This window comes from Rhodanobacter glycinis (genome assembly GCF_006438785.1).
In the GTDB taxonomy this organism is placed as follows: domain Bacteria; phylum Pseudomonadota; class Gammaproteobacteria; order Xanthomonadales; family Rhodanobacteraceae; genus Rhodanobacter; species Rhodanobacter glycinis_A.
Genome location: NZ_RCZB01000006.1, coordinates 127072 through 144969, shown reverse-complemented (window position 1 = coordinate 144969; position 17898 = coordinate 127072). Strand labels below are relative to the sequence as shown.

General features: G+C 65.2%; 14 protein-coding genes. 5 read left to right on the top strand and 9 right to left on the bottom strand.

What is annotated here, in order from left to right:
- Nucleotides 1–7: 7 nt before the first annotated feature.
- On the top strand, nt 8–1417 hold the full coding sequence (locus EAH75_RS17740) for a coniferyl aldehyde dehydrogenase (protein WP_140653866.1): 1410 nt from the start codon (nt 8–10) through the stop codon (nt 1415–1417).
- 81 nt (nt 1418–1498) lie between these two features.
- Here the strand turns inward: EAH75_RS17740 and EAH75_RS17735 are convergent, their stop codons facing one another.
- Nucleotides 1499–2995, bottom strand: a complete 1497-nt coding sequence (locus EAH75_RS17735; protein ID WP_140806392.1) for an OmpP1/FadL family transporter — start codon at nt 2993–2995, stop codon at nt 1499–1501.
- Between the two features lie 321 nt (nt 2996–3316).
- Here EAH75_RS17735 and EAH75_RS17730 point away from each other — a divergent pair, with 321 nt between their 5' ends.
- Nucleotides 3317–3610, top strand: a complete 294-nt coding sequence (locus EAH75_RS17730) for a YcgL domain-containing protein (RefSeq protein ID WP_140653862.1) — start codon at nt 3317–3319, stop codon at nt 3608–3610.
- Between the two features lie 82 nt (nt 3611–3692).
- Nucleotides 3693–7145 (top strand): ankyrin repeat domain-containing protein, encoded by a 3453-nt coding sequence (locus EAH75_RS17725; protein ID WP_140653860.1) that lies wholly within the window; start codon nt 3693–3695, stop codon nt 7143–7145.
- Here EAH75_RS17725 and EAH75_RS17720 read toward each other — a convergent pair.
- The 7 genes from EAH75_RS17720 to EAH75_RS17690 all read right to left on the bottom strand — a co-directional run bounded on the left by EAH75_RS17720 (nt 7121) and on the right by EAH75_RS17690 (nt 15690).
- Nucleotides 7121–8248 (bottom strand): glycosyltransferase family 9 protein, encoded by a 1128-nt coding sequence (locus tag EAH75_RS17720; RefSeq protein ID WP_140653857.1) that lies wholly within the window; start codon nt 8246–8248, stop codon nt 7121–7123. The genes EAH75_RS17725 and EAH75_RS17720 overlap by 25 nt on opposite strands.
- Nucleotides 8249–8344: 96 nt before the next feature.
- The gene (locus tag EAH75_RS17715) at nt 8345–10174 is read right to left on the bottom strand and encodes a monovalent cation:proton antiporter-2 (CPA2) family protein (protein WP_140653855.1); all 1830 of its coding nucleotides are present in this window, start codon (nt 10172–10174) and stop codon (nt 8345–8347) included.
- Between the two features lie 75 nt (nt 10175–10249).
- Nucleotides 10250–11506: a hypothetical protein gene (locus EAH75_RS17710; RefSeq protein ID WP_140806390.1), complete on the bottom strand. Its 1257-nt coding sequence runs from the start codon at nt 11504–11506 to the stop codon at nt 10250–10252.
- 90 nt (nt 11507–11596) lie between these two features.
- The gene (gene dcp / locus EAH75_RS17705; RefSeq protein WP_140653850.1) at nt 11597–13801 is read right to left on the bottom strand and encodes a peptidyl-dipeptidase Dcp; all 2205 of its coding nucleotides are present in this window, start codon (nt 13799–13801) and stop codon (nt 11597–11599) included.
- A 126-nt stretch (nt 13802–13927) separates the two neighbouring features.
- Nucleotides 13928–14275 (bottom strand): hypothetical protein, encoded by a 348-nt coding sequence (locus EAH75_RS17700; protein ID WP_140653848.1) that lies wholly within the window; start codon nt 14273–14275, stop codon nt 13928–13930.
- Nucleotides 14276–14329: 54 nt separating this feature from the next.
- Complete coding sequence (bioD, locus tag EAH75_RS17695; protein WP_140653847.1) at nt 14330–15007, bottom strand: dethiobiotin synthase; 678 nt, start codon at nt 15005–15007, stop codon at nt 14330–14332.
- Nucleotides 15004–15690: a TMEM175 family protein gene (locus EAH75_RS17690; protein ID WP_140653844.1), complete on the bottom strand. Its 687-nt coding sequence runs from the start codon at nt 15688–15690 to the stop codon at nt 15004–15006. The genes bioD and EAH75_RS17690 overlap by 4 nt, the downstream gene beginning before the upstream one ends.
- 59 nt (nt 15691–15749) lie before the next feature.
- Here EAH75_RS17690 and EAH75_RS17685 point away from each other — a divergent pair, with 59 nt between their 5' ends.
- Nucleotides 15750–16241, top strand: a complete 492-nt coding sequence (locus tag EAH75_RS17685; protein ID WP_140653842.1) for a GAF domain-containing protein — start codon at nt 15750–15752, stop codon at nt 16239–16241.
- A gap of 93 nt (nt 16242–16334) precedes the next feature.
- Here the strand turns inward: EAH75_RS17685 and yihA are convergent, their stop codons facing one another.
- Nucleotides 16335–16994, bottom strand: a complete 660-nt coding sequence (gene yihA / locus EAH75_RS17680; protein WP_140653840.1) for a ribosome biogenesis GTP-binding protein YihA/YsxC — start codon at nt 16992–16994, stop codon at nt 16335–16337.
- Between the two features lie 116 nt (nt 16995–17110).
- On the opposite strand from yihA, the gene EAH75_RS17675 reads away from it, so the two are divergent.
- On the top strand, nt 17111–17893 hold the full coding sequence (locus tag EAH75_RS17675; RefSeq protein ID WP_140653837.1) for a c-type cytochrome: 783 nt from the start codon (nt 17111–17113) through the stop codon (nt 17891–17893).
- Nucleotides 17894–17898: the final 5 nt, after the last annotated feature.

Sequence of the window (17898 nt, the reverse complement as noted above, 5' to 3'; positions counted from 1 at the left end):
GAAACCAATGACCGATCACGCCGCATTGAATGAACAACTGCAACGCCTGCGCACTGCGCATGCAGGCGACCCGTTACCGGCGTGGTCGCTGCGTGCCGCCCGGCTGCGGACGCTGCAGGCCTTGCTGCAGGAGCACCGCGTCGAGCTTGCCGCTGCCATCAACGCCGATTTCGGTCAGCGTCCGGCGGAAGAGACCGACCTGCTGGAGATCTTTCCCAGCCTGTCGGCGATCCGTCATGCGCTGCGTCATGGCCGGCGCTGGATGAAGCCACGGCGGCGACTGGCCGACCTGCTGTTCCTGCCCGCGCGGACCGAACTGCGGCCACAGCCGCGCGGTGTGATCGGCATCATCGTGCCGTGGAACTATCCGCTGTACCTCGCCGTCGGCCCGCTGGTCGACGCGCTGGTCGCCGGCAATCGCGCGATGCTGAAGATGAGCGAGTTCACGCCGCGCTTCTCGGCGCTGTTCGCCGAACAGGTGGCGCGCCATTTTCGGCCTGACGAAGTGGTGGTGGTGAATGGCGATGCCGAGGTCGCACAGGCGTTCTCCGCACTGCCGTTCGACCACCTGCTGTTCACCGGCTCCACTGCGGTCGGCCATCACGTGATGCGCGCGGCCGCCGCCAATCTCACACCGGTGACGCTGGAACTGGGCGGCAAGTCGCCGGCGATCATCGGCCCCGGTGCGCGTTTCGAGCATGCGGTGGAACGCATCGTTTTCGGCAAGCTGGTCAACGCCGGGCAAACCTGCATCGCGCCGGATTATGTGCTGCTGCCGCGCGCACGCATACCGGATTTCGTCGATGCCGCGACGCGCGCCATGAGCCGCATGTATCCCCAGCTGGCACAGAGCACGCAGTACGCCAGCATCGTGTCCGATCGCCAGTATCAGCGACTGGTCGCGCTGCGCGATGACGCGTTGGCGGCCGGGGCACGCATGCATCCGCTGAGCGAGGCCGTCGAGGATCCGGCGCGCCGGCTGTTGCCACCGCAGCTGCTGACGGAAGTCGGCGACGGCATGATGGTGATGCGCGAGGAGATCTTCGGCCCGCTGTTGCCACTGGTGCCCTACGACACCCTGGACGAGGCCATCGCCTATGTCGGCGCCCGCGCGCACCCGCTGGCTCTATATCTGTTCGAGCAGGATCAAGGCCGCATCGACAAGGTGCTGGCGCACACGCAGGCGGGCGGTGTCAGCGTCAACGACACGCTGTATCACATCGCCCAGCATGGCCTGCCGTTCGGCGGCGTGGGCGCCTCCGGCATGGGCGGCTATCACGGCGAGGCCGGCTTCCGCACGTTCTCGCACCTGAAACCGGTGTTCCGGCAGGCGCGCTTCAACGGCACTGGCCTGCTCAATCCGCCGTATGGCGCACGCTTCAGGCGCATGCTGGAGCTGCTGTTGAAACGCGGCTGAGCCACACCTGCAACCATGAAAAAAGCCTCCCCGTCTGCACGGGAAGGCTTTTGTTTAGACGTCTGTTTCGTTTTGTCGCTATCAGAACTTGTACTGCGCCGAAAAACTCAGCAGGTTGCCGTAGTCGTCGAAATTGCCGGTCACAGTGTCATTCGTGCCGCTGGTCGAGTTGACGTGCGCCTGGTTGACGAAGATATGCGCGTAGGACGCATTGATCTCGAAGTGCTCGCTGGCCTTGTAGCCGACGCCGAACGAGGCCATCTGACGGGTCGAGTCAGGCACGCGCGGATCGCGGGTGGAGAGGTGGGTCGGCGTGCTGTCGACCGCGATACCTGCGCGCAAGGTGAACTTGTCGGTGAGGTAGTAATCGCCGCCGATCGAGGCATAGACGGTGTTGCGCCAGTCGAACACTTCCGTGGTCGGCGGCTGCGAATTGCCGTAGTTGACCGTCAGGTTCTTGAACACGTCCCACTTGGTGTAGGACACGTCGATGCCCAGACCAAACTTCTCCGCCTGGTGCCAGTAGCTCGCGCTGAGCACGGCCGGCGTGGTGAAGTCGGCAGTGCCGGTGGTGTGTGCAAACGGAGGAATCGAAGCAGCCAGCGCGGGATTCGCCAGCAGCACGTTGTATCCCGGCGTGGTGGTGAAATTGCCGGTGCCTTCCAGACGATGGCTGATCTTGGAACGGTAGTTGAGCGCCAGCTTGTCGTTCGGGGTCAGCTTCCAGTAACCACCCAACTGCCAGCCGTAACCCCAGTCATCGCCCTTGATGCGGGCAAAGCCGTCGACGCCCGCCGGTGTCATGGCAGCAACGCCGGCCGCGGCGGCCTGGCCCTGCTGCACGGCCGCCTGGATCATGGCGGCAGCCTGCGCCGGCGGGATCTGCCCGGCCGCGGCCGCGGCCTGGATCTGTGCCACGCCGACCGCCGTCTGCGCGCCGATGCCCTGCTGGATACCGAGGCCCACCGCGTTGTAGTTGATCGCGCTGGTCAGCTCGGCGCTGGTCTTCTGCGCAATCACGCTGGCGCCGAGACTGAAGGTGTCGGTGACATCGAACGAAGCTGAAAGCGTGGCATCCAGCGATTCGAACTTGGACTTGATGGCGTTGTAGCGGCCTACCCAGTTCTTGTCGTACTCGGTCTGGAAGCCGAACGGCACGGAGAACCCGGCACCCACGTGCAAGCGGTCGCTGAGCTGGGTGGCAAAGAACAATGCCGGCACCGGCAAGGTGGTACCGCCGTCACCGCCATTGCCGCCACTGATCGGTCGGCCCAGCGCGTCATGCGCGGAACCGGTGAATTTGGTGCTGAAGTTGATGCCCGTGACGTCGGCCTGCAGGTAGGTGCCCTTGAGGTCGGTCATCGCGGCAGGGTTGTTGACCACCACCGAGACATCACCACCGGCGGTGGCGGAACCGGCGTAGGCACGACCCAGGCCCTTGGCGCTGTTTTCCTTCAACTGGAAGGCGCTGGCGCTGGCAGTGCTCGGTGCAAACAAGGCCCCGACAATGGCCACGCTCAATCCAGCGAGTGCGAGCGGACGGGTGGCGCTCTTGAGGGAACGGAAAGTGTTGTGCATCACTTGCTCCTGCTTATCGTTGTGCGACTCGGTGAGTTGTTGTGGCAGCGCCAAATGCGAAATTCATACGGACGTTTGAAGCCGCTGGGCCGCACTTTGCCCGCTCGGACAAGGTGTTGCAAGTGCGATCGCAACATTTAACTAACGAACGGCGCAAATACCGCAGACGTCGCCTGACCGCCGTCGATCTCCGCGTGGACTCTTGCCGCCTTCCCTTACTGGTACAGCCTGGCGGGCGAGCGACCAGCCGCGCTGCTACCCTGCACAGTCCCTCCGGACGAGGGCTTTCCGTTGTTCACACGTCCTCCCGCTGGAGTTGTCATGCAATGTTTTGTCTACGCCAGCCTGCGCAAGGTCGACAGCTACCTGTGGCTGGCGCAACGCGATGCGTTCGACCAACTGCCCGAGTCGATGCTGTTGCTGCTGGGCGAGATGCGTTTCGTGATGGAGGTGCAACTGGACGAGCAGCGCAGGCTGCCGATCGAGGACACCGCACAGGTGCTCGCCCACTTGCATACACAGGGCTGGCATCTGCAGCTGCCGCCGCAAGAAACCCTGGCCACGGCCAACCACCCCGACTACACCCATTCCCCGCGGAGTGAACGGGACGATTGATCGCCGGTCCCCGCGTGCAACATGTCGCTGGCGTTAACACTCGGTTACCGTCTGCACATCCAACGATTTCTATACTGTCTCCATGACCCAGCCCAAATCGCGTCGCCGCCCCCCTCTCATGCAAGCTCTCGCCTGGTTCATTCCGGGCCTGCTTGCCGTCGCGGTCGCCGGACTGGCTACCCATCCATTGACCCTGATCCCGCTGCTGCTGGCGAACGCGCTGACCATGGCGGCGATCTGCCATGCGATCGGTTTCGACCCCGAGCCACACTTCGGCCGCACCGTGCTGCGCCGTGGCGCGGCGCATCTGGTGATGTTCACCGGCTACAGCGTGCTGGTGTTCGTGCTGGTTGCCTGGCCGATGCTGCAGCTGAGTCAGACGCCGAGCCTCAGTGCAGCGCTGATCCTGGCGGCGGCACTGGTGCTGGCATTGACTGCGTTGTGGCGACTGTGGCCGGCGTTCGGCCTGGTGTTCGTGTGGGACGACGCGTATCCGAGCCAGCGCGACGGCTCCTGGATCTTCACCGCCACCTTGCGCAGCATTGCGTTCGGTCGCCACCTGTCGCATGAGGAACGTTTCTTCAGCCATTTCCTGCCTGCCGCGTTCTCCTTGCTGGTGCTGGCGTTCGGCGCGATCGCGCTGACCGGCCTGTATGGCGTGCTGCCGCCCGAACCACGCATCGCCGCACTGGCGATCTATGGCGTGGTGCTGCTGCCATTGGGGTGTCTGGTGATCGCCAACCGAACACTGCGTGCCCTGCTGTGCGAGCGGCACCAGCCACGTCGACGCAGCGACCACGTGCCGCCGTCCGCGACGAGCCGTGCAGCGGCGCCGCGCCCGGTGCTGACCGAGCAGGAACGTACCGCGGGCACGCCCGAACAGGCTGAAGCGTTGCTGGCTGCCACCCGCAGCGGCGACATCGAGCGCGCGCTGGCGTTGGTCGAGGCCGGCGCCGATCCCGACACCGCACCGACTGCCGATGACCGTGACCAGCGCCCGGTGCTGATGCTGGCCGCCTTGCTGCCGGACACCCGCCTGCTGCGTGCACTGATCGCCAAGGGCGCCGACGTGAATCGCGCCAGCGGCGGTATCACCCCGCTACTCGCCGCCACCCGCGACAGCTGGCACGGCCGTGCCGAGGCGGTGCTGACCCTGCTCACCAATGGCGCCAGTCCGCTGGTCGCCGATGCCGAGGGCAATACGGCGCTGCATGGCGCCGTGCTCAGCGCCGAACCAGGCGTGGCGGCGATGCTGCTGGACGCGGCCGCGCCGATCAACGCGCTGAACAAGGCCGGCATCAGCCCGCTGGCCGCCGCTTGTCGCGCCGCCAACTGGCCGTTGGCGAAATTCCTGTTGGAGCATGGCGCCAAGCCGGCGCCGGCCGACGGCGAACCGGCGCTGGTCGCCGCGGCCGGCATTGCCGACGACGATGCCGAAGGGGTCAAGCTGCTGCTCAAGCATCGCGCTGCGGTCAACGCGGTCGATGCGCGTCATCGGCATGCGCTGCTGAGCGCCGCCGCCGAAGGGCACGAACAGATCGCCCGTGCGCTATGCGCAGCCGGTGCCGATATCAACCTGGCCGACCAGCGTGGCAGCACTGCCCTGATGGAAGCGGCCCGCGCCGGTGCCGGCGGCATCGTGCAGCTGCTGGCCGAGGCACAGCCGGATGCACGCGTGCGCGACCAGCACGGCCGTGACGCCTTGACTCTGGCTTGCCAGTCGCCGCATGCGCATGGCGAAACCGTGCGTGCATTGCTGGCGCTGGGTGCCGAACCGAAGGCACCCGGCGGCGATGGCCGTAGCGCGCTCGATCACGCCGCCGCCGCCGGTCGCTGGGATCTGGTTGCTCTGCTCGATCCGGACACGCCACTGCCGGCCAGCCTCAGCCAGGACCTGCTGGCCGAAGGCGCCGACACGCCGGCGCACCTGCTCGACGCGTTGCGCTTCGGTCATTGGGCGATCGTGTCGGGCTTTGCCGAACGCGTGCGCGAATGGCCGCAGGCGCAACTGGCGCAGCTGTATCTGGACCTGGCCACGCCGGGTCTCGCCGCCGGCCGCCGCTGGCTGCTCGATCACGGCCTCGACGCCGAAGCCCGCTTCGAAGCGCCGCGCATCGACGACGCGGAAACCACCGACGCACCCACCCTGCCGCCGCTGGGCCGGCGTCTGTTCGACGCCTTGCTGCAGCAGTTGCCGAATTCGACCGAAGCGCTGGACGATCTGCTGCAGGCTGGTGCCAGCCCGGCCGGCGCCGGCTTGCTGGCGCAGGCGTTGTCGCGCCTGAGCGGCGTGGCGCAAGCCGCCGCGCTGCCACTCAACCTGCTTGAACGCGGTGCCGATCCGTTCGGCCCCGACGCGCGCGAACGCACCCCGCTGCATCTGGCGGTGGTCAATGCGCAGTCCGAGCTGCTGCAGGTCCTGCTGGCGCGTGGCTGCGATCCGAACACGCGCGACCGCGACGGCCGCACGCCGCTGTTCGCCGCGCTCGAACATGGTGCGCAGGCACTGCCGCTGGTACGCGCGCTGATCGCCCACGGCGCGAATCCCGAAGCCGCCGACACGAACGGCGAGACGCCGCTGGGACTGGCACTGGAACATCCGGCGGTGGAACGCTGGCTGGACTGGCGCGACTGGTCGCGACCGAACCGCCCGCTGCGCCCCGCCGATCTGCCGGCCGCCGCTGCCGCTGGCGCGCTGGCCACCGTGCAGCGCCTGCTCGAACTGGGCTTCGCCGTCGACACCCAGGACGACCAGGGCGCCTCGGCCCTGCTGCGCGCCTGTGGTGCCGGCCATCGCGAGATCGCCGCCTGCCTGCTCGACGCCGGTGCCGATCCGGCGCTGGCCGCGCGCAGTGGCGTGACTCCGCTGGCTGCTGCAGTCGCCGCACGCCGCGAGGCACTGGTCGCCCTACTGCTGCAATATAAAGTGAGCACCGACCAGCGCCTGCCGAACGAGGCCACCGCGCTGATGGTGGCCGCCGCGATGGGCTATCCGGAAATCGCCGAGCAGTTGCTCGACGCCAGTGCCGAGGTCAACGCGGTCGATGCCGGCGGGCGCAGCGCACTGCATGCCGCCGCGCAGTTCGGCTTCGAACACAACGACAGTCTGCGCGCACGTCGCCTGTTCGACGGCCTGCTCAAGCGCGGTGCCGACATCAATCACGCGGACAGCGAAGGCAAGACGCCGCTGCTGTTGTTGCTCGGTGCGCAACTGCGTCCCGACAGCGAGTGCGATGCCACCCACATCGGCGCGCTGGTGCCACTGCTGCTGGAAGCCGGTGCCAAGGTCGAGCATGCCGACCAGCGTGGCGTCACCGCATTGCACGCCTGCGCCATGCATGCGCTGCTGCCGCCGGCACGCGTGCTGCTGGCGCGCGGTGCCGATCGCAATGCGACCGATGCGTTTGGCCGCACCGCTGCGGATGTGGCGCGGCAACTCGGCTACGTCGATATCGCGCACGAATTGGCCGCCCGCAGCGGCGCGATCCCGAGCGTGCGACAAACACTGCGTCAACCGGCGCAGCCGGCCGAGTAGGCGATCGTCTCGGCGCCGTTTTTGGCGGTCGCCACCACGATGCGCCAGCGCAACGCGCGCCATGCGTTCACCACCTGCACCGTCTCGATCTCGTCCACCCGTCGAATCCCCGGCAAGCCGCCGAGAACGATCACCTCACTTCCGGATCCACTGCGCGGAGTCCACAACTGCGGTGAGCGGTTCCCCATCAGCACCACCAGCGGACAGCCCATGGCAGCGGCAAGGTGGGCCGGCCCGGTATCTACCGAGACCATGCTGTGGGCGATCTCCAACAGCGCCTTCAGCCGACCGAGCGGCAATACCGCAACGTCAATTCTGGGTGACGCCGCATCAGTAACCGCCAACAAGGTATCGAGATAGCCGGCCTCGGCAGCCGAACCGCAAAACAACACCTGTGCCTGCGGCAGGCGGTAGCTGATCGCACGCGCCAATGCGGCCCAGCGCTCCACCGGCCAGGACTTGTCGTCATCCTCGGCGGCGCGCACCCCGTTCCAGCGCATGGTGCGCTTGTTGGCTGGCTGCAGCAGCACCAGGGGGCGCCCGCTCAGACCTTGCGCATGCAGCCATGCCTCGCGGTCGGCACGCTCGGCCGCACTGACATGCAACTGCGGAGCGGCATGAACACGGGGCGGCGTCGACTCGCTACTTGCGCGAAACGCGGCCGGCGTGGTGTCGCCGAAGCGCAGCAGCCAGTCGACCCAGTGCTCGTGTTCGATCGACGGGATGTCTTCGATGAACGTGCAATGCTCGGCCGGCACGCCAGCCAACGCCAGCATCGGGCGTATCTTGGTCCGTGTGCGGAACTCGGGTTCGCAGATGTAGAACGGCGACGCGCGCCGGCGACGCAGTGCCAGCGCCGCACGCCAACGTTGCGGGTGCAGCCACATCGGTCCGGACTGCGAACGCAGGGGAATGCACCCGGCCACCTCCGGTTGCGCCGAATATAGCGCCGGCGACCAATCCCCCAGCGTCAGCAACTGGCAAGGCCGGCCATAGCGCAGGTGCAGCTTGTGCAATAGCGGCTGCAGCAGGATGGTGTCGCCGAGCCGGCCAAAGCGGATCACGACGGGGCCGGTCAAGGCGGGGAGCTGAGTCGTAGGCATGCTGCTAGGCAACGTCGGGACCGGCAGCCGGTTGACGCAACCTACTCCAGTCCGTGCGAATTTTCGCCACTCGATCCGGGTGACCCCAGGGTTCAGTCAGTCGTCGCCGGTCAGCGGCACCGCCGGGTCGCGTCGGCGTTCACGCTCTGCACTCGGCTCGGCGTCCGCCTCGAACAGCCGCTGCAGGTCGACCAGTGCATCGCGCGTGCTTTGCATCAGCTTGGTCTCGTCGTCGTAGACCAGCGCCTGCTTCTTCAGCAGGTCCTCGTCGTGGCGACGGAACCGCTCGACCCGATCGACCGCAAGCTCATGCGACAGACCGAGTGCCTCCAGCGTCTTGCGGGTTATCTTGAGGCTGGAGTGGAATGTCTCACGCACCGGCTCGTCCACGCCCAGGTCCATCAGGCGGAACACGTGCTGGCGGTTGCGTGCGCGCGCGATGATTTTCAGATGCGGATACTGCCGTCGCACCAGCCGCGCGGTGCGCAGGTTCGCCTCCGGATCGTCGGTGGCCAGCACGAACACTTCGGCCTTGTCGGCCTGCGCCGCGCGCAACAACTCCGGCCGTGCCGGATCGCCGAAGAACAGGTTGATGGTGCCGAAGCGGCGCGAGAAATCGACCTGCTCGGCCGAGTGTTCCAGCGCCACGAACGGAATGCCCTGCGCGCGCAGCACGCGGGCGATGATCTGCCCGACCCGGCCGAAGCCGGCGATGATCACCCGCGGCGGCGCCGTGTCGATGCTGTCGAACTCACGTAGCGGCTTCTTCGGCATCACGTTCAGCACCTTCGCCGCCAGCACCACCAGCAACGGCGTCAGCGCCATCGTCAGGGTGATCGTCAGCACCAGCGCATCGCGTTGACCGATATCGATCAGCTGCTGCTCGGCCGCCTGCCGCAGCACCACGAAGGCAAACTCGCCGCCGCAGGCCAGCAGCACCAGCATGCGCAAGGTATCGGAACGATTGAGCCCACCCAGCAACCGCCCCAGCGGCCACAGCAGCACGCTCTTCAGCAGCAGCAACCCCGCTACCAGACCGAAGATCAGCCCCGGCCGATGCAGCAGCAGCGAGATATCCATCGACATGCCGACACTGATGAAGAACAGCCCCAGCAGCAGGCCTTTGAACGGTTCGATGTTCGATTCCATCTCGTGCCGGTATTCCGAGTCGGCCAGCAGCATGCCGGCGAGGAACGCGCCCAGCGTGGCGGAAACCCCGGCCAGTTCCATCAGCAGCGCGACGCCCATCACCACCAGTAACGCGGTGGCAGTGAACACCTCCACCGAATCCGCACGTGCCACAAAACGGAACACCGGCCGCAACAGGTAACGACCACCGACCACCACCGCCAGGATTACCCCGATCGTGCGCAGCACCGCGAACAGGTCGAAGCTCTGCGCGGTCGATGAAGCCAGCAACGGCACCGCGGCAATCAGCGGGATCGCCGCCAGATCCTGGAACAGCAACACCGCGAATACCTGGCGCCCGTAGGCCGCGCCGGCCTCCTTGCGCTCGGCCAGGATCTGCAGGCCGAACGCGGTGGACGACAGCGCCAGACTGCCACCGACGATCGCCGCTGCCCTGCCGCTGAGGCCGAACAGGAAATATGCCGCTGCGCCGATCGCCATGCTGCTGGCCAGCACCTGCAGCAGACCCGTACCGAACACCGAGCGGCGCATCACCCACAATCGCTGTGGCGACAGCTCCAGGCCGATCACGAACAGCATCAGCACCACGCCGAACTCGGAGATCGTGGCGACCCCCTCGGTGTCGCTGACCAGGCCCAGCAGCTGCGGTCCGATGGCCACGCCGGCCAGCAGGTAGCCGAGCACCGCCCCAAGCCGGAAGCGCTTGGTCAGCGGCACCGCGATCACCGTGGCGAGCAGGAACACCACCGCGGTCCGCAGGAAATGATGGCTGTCCATGTGCAGGCCACTCCGATCGAGGAGCCTCGATTATTCCACGTGGGTTCTAACTGTGCCGCCTTGCAGCACTCGAAATCAGTGGCTGAGAATTCCGCCGCGAGTGGTCATGACATCGGTGCGCTTCAACACGCCGCTTGCATTGCGGTAGGTCACCACATATCGACCATCGCGCAAATAAAGATCCGCGAAATGCTCCGTGCCAGATACGAGATAGCGATCGGCTGGCACCGCATTTTCCGGCTCGCTGGCATATCGCGCCTCAACCAGACAGACCTTGCCCGATTCTCCGCATGCGTTGTCTGTGCTGAATCGGTAGTGCCGACGAGCACCCCCGAGCGATAGCCATTCGCTGCCTGGACCTACCTCGCGATCAAGTGCATATGCGCCGGTACGCCATGCGGTAATGTCCGTTCCACGACCACCGGACCGCCAGCGCATGGAAGACAGTGTGCCCGCAGCCCGATCGTCTGCAGATGAACCGCTCAGGTGGCAGGTGCTGTTCATCACATCGTTCGTATTGCCCAGTTGGTCGATGCTGAGAAACGGTTTGGCATAAAGCTTGGGCAAAAGCTTCGCCATCCGGCCATCGATCCGCTTGATATGGTCGTAACCCGCCACAACGAAGACCTTCTTGCCAGGATGCTGTTTCAAAATCCGTACAAGATTACGGGCTTCATCCTGTTCGCGATGTGCCGAAAAATTATCGTAATCGACCAACGTGAATCCCAACCGCTTCGCCTGCCTGACAATCTCACTCTCAATCGGCTCACGCAGATAGAAGCCGTAGCTCTTTTCGTCCAGGGCGTAGCCATTTTGATTGATCCACTTCGTCGTGACTGGGTCAGGCAATGCCTCCAGCGCAAGAATCGAAAACCCTTGCTGGCGCATGATCGGAAGCATTTGATAAATCGCCGATCGGCTCATGGGCTGGTTGTGCGCCTCGTTCACCATGACCAGATCGAACTTGCCGACATGCGTCCTCAGCCATTGATCAAAAGTGCCGGCTCCGAGATCAGCCGAACAGGCTGGCGTCGGTGACGGGACGTGCTTGAAGGCGCTGTCCATTTCTTGCTGGGCCTGCTCGTATCGGCCCAACATGGCATCCGTCATCGACAGCATTTGCTCATTATTGGAAGCGGCGCCATCCCAATGCGTCGAGTGCAGACGCTGGTAGGCATCGACCATGTCTATCTTGCTTCCGGCGAAACGGCCAAGCTCATCCCATAAGCTATTGGAAACAGACGGCTTGGTGCTTTGGACTTCGGCTCCATGGGCCGATGTGACCAACAGCGAAAGCAGCATCCAGCAGAAGACACGCGCACTTGTGCTCATGTGAACCCCAACGTCCTGAACGAGGACGCATCAATTCCATTGATTTCAAACGCTCGGGCCGGCAGATAGCCGGCCCGATCTTTTCACTTGTTACTTGCTGGACGTCTTCGGTGCATCCTTCAGACCACGATTCTCCAGCATCGGCTCGATGCTCGGATCCTGGCCGCGCCAGTCCTTGTACAGCTTCGCCAGCTCTTCGGTGTTGCCACGCGACAGGATCATCGCGCGGAAGCGATCACCATTCTCGCGGGTCAGGCCACCGTGGTCCTTGAAGCCCACGAAGGCATCGTCGGCCAGCATCTGGGTCCACAGATAGGCGTAGTAGCCGGCGGCGTAACCGTTGCCCCAGATGTGCTGGAAGTAGCTGGAGCGATAGCGCGGCGGCACATAGCTGAGGTCGATGTTGTCCTTCTTCAGCGCGGCGGCTTCGAACTGGTCGGCATCCTGCAGCGGCGCATCGGCACTGAGCATATGCCAGTTCATGTCGAGCAGCGCGGCGGCGACCAGCTCGGTCATGCCGTAGCCCGAGTTGAACTTGCCGGCCTTGGTCATCTTGTCGACCAGCGCCTGCGGCATCGGCTCGCCGCTCTTGTAGTTCTTCGCGTAGTTGGCGAAGACCTTCGGATCGGTCGCCCAGTGCTCGTTGAACTGCGACGGGAACTCGACGAAATCGCGCGCGGTGTTGGTACCGGACAAGGTCGGATATTGCCCGTCGGCGAACAGACCGTGCAGCGCATGGCCGAACTCGTGGAACATGGTGGTCACGTCATCGAACGACAGCAGCGCCGGCTGGCCGGCGGCCGGCTTGCTGAAGTTGGCGACGTTGTAGATCACCGGTTTGGTACCGAGCAGCTTCGACTGGGTGACCAGGTTGTCCATCCAGGCGCCGCCGTTCTTGTTGTCGCGTTTGAAGTAGTCGCAGTAGAACAGCGCCATCGAGCTGCCGTCCTTGTCGAACACCTCGAACACGCGCACGTCCGGCTGGTACACCGGGATGTCGTGGCGCTCCTTGAAGGTCAGCCCGTACAGCTGGTTGGCGGCGTAGAACACGCCGTTCTGCAATACGTTGTCGAGTTCGAAATATGGCTTGATCTGGCTTTCATCGAGGTCGAATTTCGCCTTGCGCACCTGCTCGGCGTAGAAGTTCCAGTCCCACGGCGCGAGCTTGAAGCCGCCGTGCTGCTGGTCGATCAGCGCCTGGATGTCCTTCGCCTCGACGTTGGCGCGGGTGGTGACGGCGGGCACCAGCTCCTGCATGAACTTCAGTGCCGTTTCCGGCGTCTTCGCCATCTGGTCGTCCAGCTTCCACGCCGCATAGTTCGGGAAACCGATCAGCTTGGCCTGCTCGGCACGGATCTGTGCCAGCCGCTCGATGGTCTTGCGGGCGTCGCTGGCATCATCCTTCTCGGCGCGGTTCCACGAGGCCTCGAACAATGCTTTGCGGGTGTCGCGGTCGCTCAGGTCCTGCAGCTCAGGCTGCTGGGTGGTGTTCTGCAGGGACAGCACGTATTTGCCGTCCAGCTTGCGGTCCTTCGCGGCCTGCGCAGCGGCGGCAAGCTCGGCATCGGACAGGCCGACCAGCTTCGCCTTGTCGGCAACCACCAGCGCGGCCTCCTTGGTGGCGGCCAGCAGCTTGTTGGTGAACGCGGTGCTCAGCGTCGACTCTTCCTTGTTGAGATCCTTCAGCTTCGCCTTGTCGGCGTCGGAAAGTTTCGCGCCTGCATGCACGAAGTCCTTGTAGACCACCTCGACCAGCCGCGCCGATTCCGGATCGAGCTTGAGCGTGTCGCGCTGGTTGTAGATCGTCTCGACACGCTGGAACAGGCGGCTGTCGAGATGGATCGCGTCCGAATGCGCAGCCAGCCTGGGCGCCTCGTCCTCCTGCACTTTCTGCAGCGTGTCGTTGGTATTGGCGCCGGTCACCGCATTGAACGCGGCCATCACGCGATTCAGCATCGCGCCGGATTTCTCCATCGCCACGTAAGTGTTCTCGAACGTCGGCGCCTCCGGGTTGGCGGCGATCTTCTCGATCTCGGCCATATGCTGGCGCATGCCTTCCTCCAGCGCTGGCTGGTAGTCCGTGTCCTTGATCCGGTCGAACGGCGGGGCCTGGAACGGCAGGGTGCTGGCGCTGGAGAACGGATTGCTGGTCATGTCGGTAGTGGCCGCTGCGGCGTTGCTGGCGGCAGCCGCCGAGGCGGTTGTCGCGGGTGAGTTGGTGACACCGTTCGGCTGCTGCGAGCAGGCGGCCAGGGCCATCGTGGTGGCAATTGCAATCGTGCGCAGACGAAACATCTGGTTTCCCCGAATAGTGTGCCCTTGCCGGGCACGGAGTTGGCAATCGCCGACTGTACCCACACCGCAGCCACTTTCCAAACCTCGACGGCAGCCGCGCAGCGAACGGGAAACCGACCTGCTCAGTCAGACGGCGCGCATGTCGCGCAACTGCCACGCCGCACCGATCAGCAGGTACAGCCGATGGCGCACCACGCTCATCGGCAGGTCGGTGATCAGGTCGACATCGGTGTGCAGGTCAGTCACCTGCGCGGTCACCTGCGCGCCAGGGTCGGTGCTGCCCAGGCTGCTGTCCACCGCGTCCGGGTCCGGCTGCGCCGCACGCCAGCGCTGGAACAGCGCGTCGTCGCGCAATGCCTGCTGCAGCGTCGCGGCAAAATCGTTCGGTCCGGCACCCTCGTAGGCAAACCGCGGATCGTCGCCGCGCGCACGGGCCAGGTCGGCGATCGAAAGGTAATAGTGGTTGCGGGCCATGCGTGCCTCCAGCGGTGGGTATCGACGCTTATCCAAACATGACCGATGTGAAGCTCAGCCCAAGGCCGACACCGCTGGCGCCAACTCGCTGGCCGCCTGCACCGGCGCCACCCCATAGGGCAACACGCCCAGGCAGGGCGCCGGTAACAGTTCGCGCAGCGTGGCCAGATTTTCCTCGAGCGCGTCCATCGCCGGGTCGATGCAGTTGCCGATCCAGCCCAGCAGGCGGCAACCGTCGGCGCTGATCGCCTGCGCGCTGAGCAAGGCATGATTGAGACAACCCAGCCGCAACCCGACCACCAGGATCACCGGCAGCTGCCACTGCTTCGCAATGTCCGCCGCGAACAGCTGTGGCGCCAGCGGCACCAGCCAGCCACCGACGCCTTCGACCACCACACGCTGGTAACCGCCGAGCAGCTGATCGAATGCCACCCGCATCGGTGCCAGGGAAATCTGCACGCCATCGTGCGCCGCCGCCAAGTGCGGCGAGAGCGGATCACGCAGCGCCACCGGATTGATCGCCGCATACGGTGGCGCCGTGCTGCTTGCCGCCTGCAACGCCAGCGCATCGTCGTTGCGCAGGCCATCGGCGGTCATCGCACAGCCGCTGGCAACCGGCTTCATGCCGCAGGCCTGATGCCCGGCCGCACGCAACGCGTGCAGCAGCGTGCACGCCGCATGCGTCTTGCCGATGCCGGTATCGGTGCCGGCGATGAACACGGCAGCCGTCACGCTCGCGCGTAACGCCGGTTGAAACGGTTCACCACCGGTCCGATCAGGAACAGCAGCGAATACATGAACCCGGGAATCGACCACACCCACGCCGGCGCCGACAACGGCAATCCCAACGCGGTCAATGCGGAGGCCAGGCCGATCGTCGCCGGCACGCTCCAGATGCGCATCTCGCGGCGCGCATCGAGGTTGCTGAAGCCACGCTTCGCCGCACTCTTTGCTGCGTGCAGGAACAGCAGCGTCAGCGTGCCTGCCATGCAGGCATAGGCAAAGCCAAAACAGGCGAACAGGGCACGTATGTCAGCTGGCCCGCCAGTCAAGTGGAAATCGCTCGGCAACGCGCCGCCGCTCAAGCTGTTGAACACGCCTGAGTACACCATGTGCAAGGGATAGACGAAGATCATCGCGAAAAACACCAGCAGCAGCGACAGCCAGCGACCGGTGCTGTCGGCGCTGTGACAACGCTTGCGCCAACGCACATGGCCATGCCAGAAGAACGCGATCTGGAAGAAGCACACGGCGAACGCCGGCACGCCGCCGAGCATGTACAGCAGCTTGTCGGTGCTGTCGGGAATCTTGTCGCCGCCGATCAGCAGCAAAGTCAGGATGAACGCGAACGCGCCATCCACGAACATGTCCAGCCGCCCCGCCTCGATCCCCTCGCGCTGCTCGGTCAGGCTCATGCTGCATCCTCGTCAAATGGCTCGGCGCATAATACGGGCTTTGCCGCCGGACGCACCGCATGTTCGAACTGAAATCCCACACGTACGCCAGCAAGCGCGAGCATTACGAGGACCTTGCGCAACAGGCGCGCGGCCTGCTCAGCGGCGAGCGCGACCTGATCGCCAACGCGGCGAATTTCAGCGCGTTGATCTACCACAGCTTGCCCGAACTCAACTGGGCCGGGTTCTACCTGTACGACGGCCATGAGCTTGTGGTCGGCCCGTTCCAGGGCAAGCCTGCCTGCATCCGCATCGCGATCGGTCGCGGCGTCTGCGGCACCGCCGCCCAGACGCGTGAAACGCAGCTGGTGCGCGACGTGAATGCGTTCGATGGCCACATCGCCTGCGACGCTGCCTCGCAATCGGAAATCGTGGTGCCGTTGATCAAGGCCGACGGCAGCCTGCTCGGTGTGTGGGATGTCGACAGTCCGCTGATCAACCGCTTCGACGACGACGACCGCGCCGGCATGCAGGCGCTGTGCGCGGTGTTCATGCAATCCGTGCGCGGCTGATCTGGTTCGATTTGTGGGAGCGACTTCAGTCGCGATGCTCTTGACCGACCACCAGGGGAGGTATCGCGACTGAAGTCGCCCCCACGGCAATCATCAGCGCTCGCGTCCTTGATGCGCGCCCTCGCGCGGCTGCCGCAGCAGGGTCATCACGGCCTGCCGTGCTTCCTCCACGCCAGTGCCGGCGGACGACGAAAAGATCTGCGCGGTAGCGTGCAGGCCTTCGGCGGCAAACTGCTTGCGCAACGCGGCCAGCGCCTGGGTGGCCTGGCCACGCGAGAGTTTGTCGGCCTTGGTCAACAGCAGGTGACACGGCAGCTGGGTGGCGAAGCAGAACTCCAGCATCATCCGGTCGAACTCCTTCAGCGGATGGCGGATATCCACGATCAACACCAGTCCGCGCAGACTGCGCCGCTGATGCAGATACGCATCGATCTCCAGCTTCCAGTGCTCGCGCATCTCCAGCGGCACCTTGGCGTAGCCGTAACCCGGCAAGTCGATCAGACGCACATCCGACGGCGGCTGACCATCCACCTGGGTCGGCGGCGGCAGGCTGAAGGCGACCATCTGCTGGGTACGGCCAGGGGTCTTGGACGTTCGCGCCAGCCCTTTGTGGTTGGTCAGCGCATTCAGCGCGCTGGACTTGCCGGCATTGGAGCGGCCGGCAAACGCCACCTCGGCGCCGTGATCGGCGGGAAGCTGGCTGATGCGATGGGCGGCCAGCACGAACTGGGCACCCTGAAGCGGATTCGACATGGGAATGGTTTGACCAAGCTATGGTGGCACAGGGATAATTCTGCGGTTTCTGCCTGTTGCAAGCCTTGTGGCCGCAATCATTGGCAGTGTTCGCAAGTCTCTCGGGAGTCAAGTGTATGAGTTTTCGGTCCGCTGGTTTTCGGCCCGCTGTTCTCGGGTCCGCCATAGCCCTCGTGTTTGCACTGTCCGCCAGTGCGCTGATGGCACAGGACGCCCAGCCGAAAACTGCCGCGCCGGCCGCAGCGGCCACGGCAGCTGTGCCGGCCAGCGCCACCACGGCAGCAGCGCCTGCGACCCCGGTTGTCGAAGCCGCAGCCAAGCCGGGTGACGCCACCGCCGGCCAGGCCAAGGCCGCCGTCTGCGGCGCCTGCCACGGCATGGACGGCAATTCCAGCGACGCGCAATACCCGAAGCTGGCCGGCCAGAGCGAGCAGTACATCGTGCGCCAGCTGACCGATTTCAAAGCCGCCAAACGGCAGAATCCGATCATGATGGGCATGGCTGCGCCACTGTCCCAGCAGGACATGCACGACGTCGGCGCCTACTTCGCCAGCAAGACGCCACTGCCCGGCGTGGCCGATCAGGCGCTGGTCGAGCACGGCCAGACGCTGTTCCGTCAGGGTGACGCCACGCGTGGCATTCCCGCCTGCATGGCCTGCCACAGCATCGATGGCCGCGGCAATCCGGGCGCCAAGTATCCGCAGCTGACCAGCCAGCACGCGCAGTACATCCAGGCCACGCTGAAGTCGTGGCACGACGGCACTACCTGGGGCGATGACGCGCAGTCGCAGATCATGCCGGCGATCGCCAAGCAGCTGAGCGCCGACGATATTGCCGCGCTGGCCAGCTACATCGAGGGCCTGCACAGCGCCGATGCCCAGCCTGCCGCCACGCCCTGATTGAC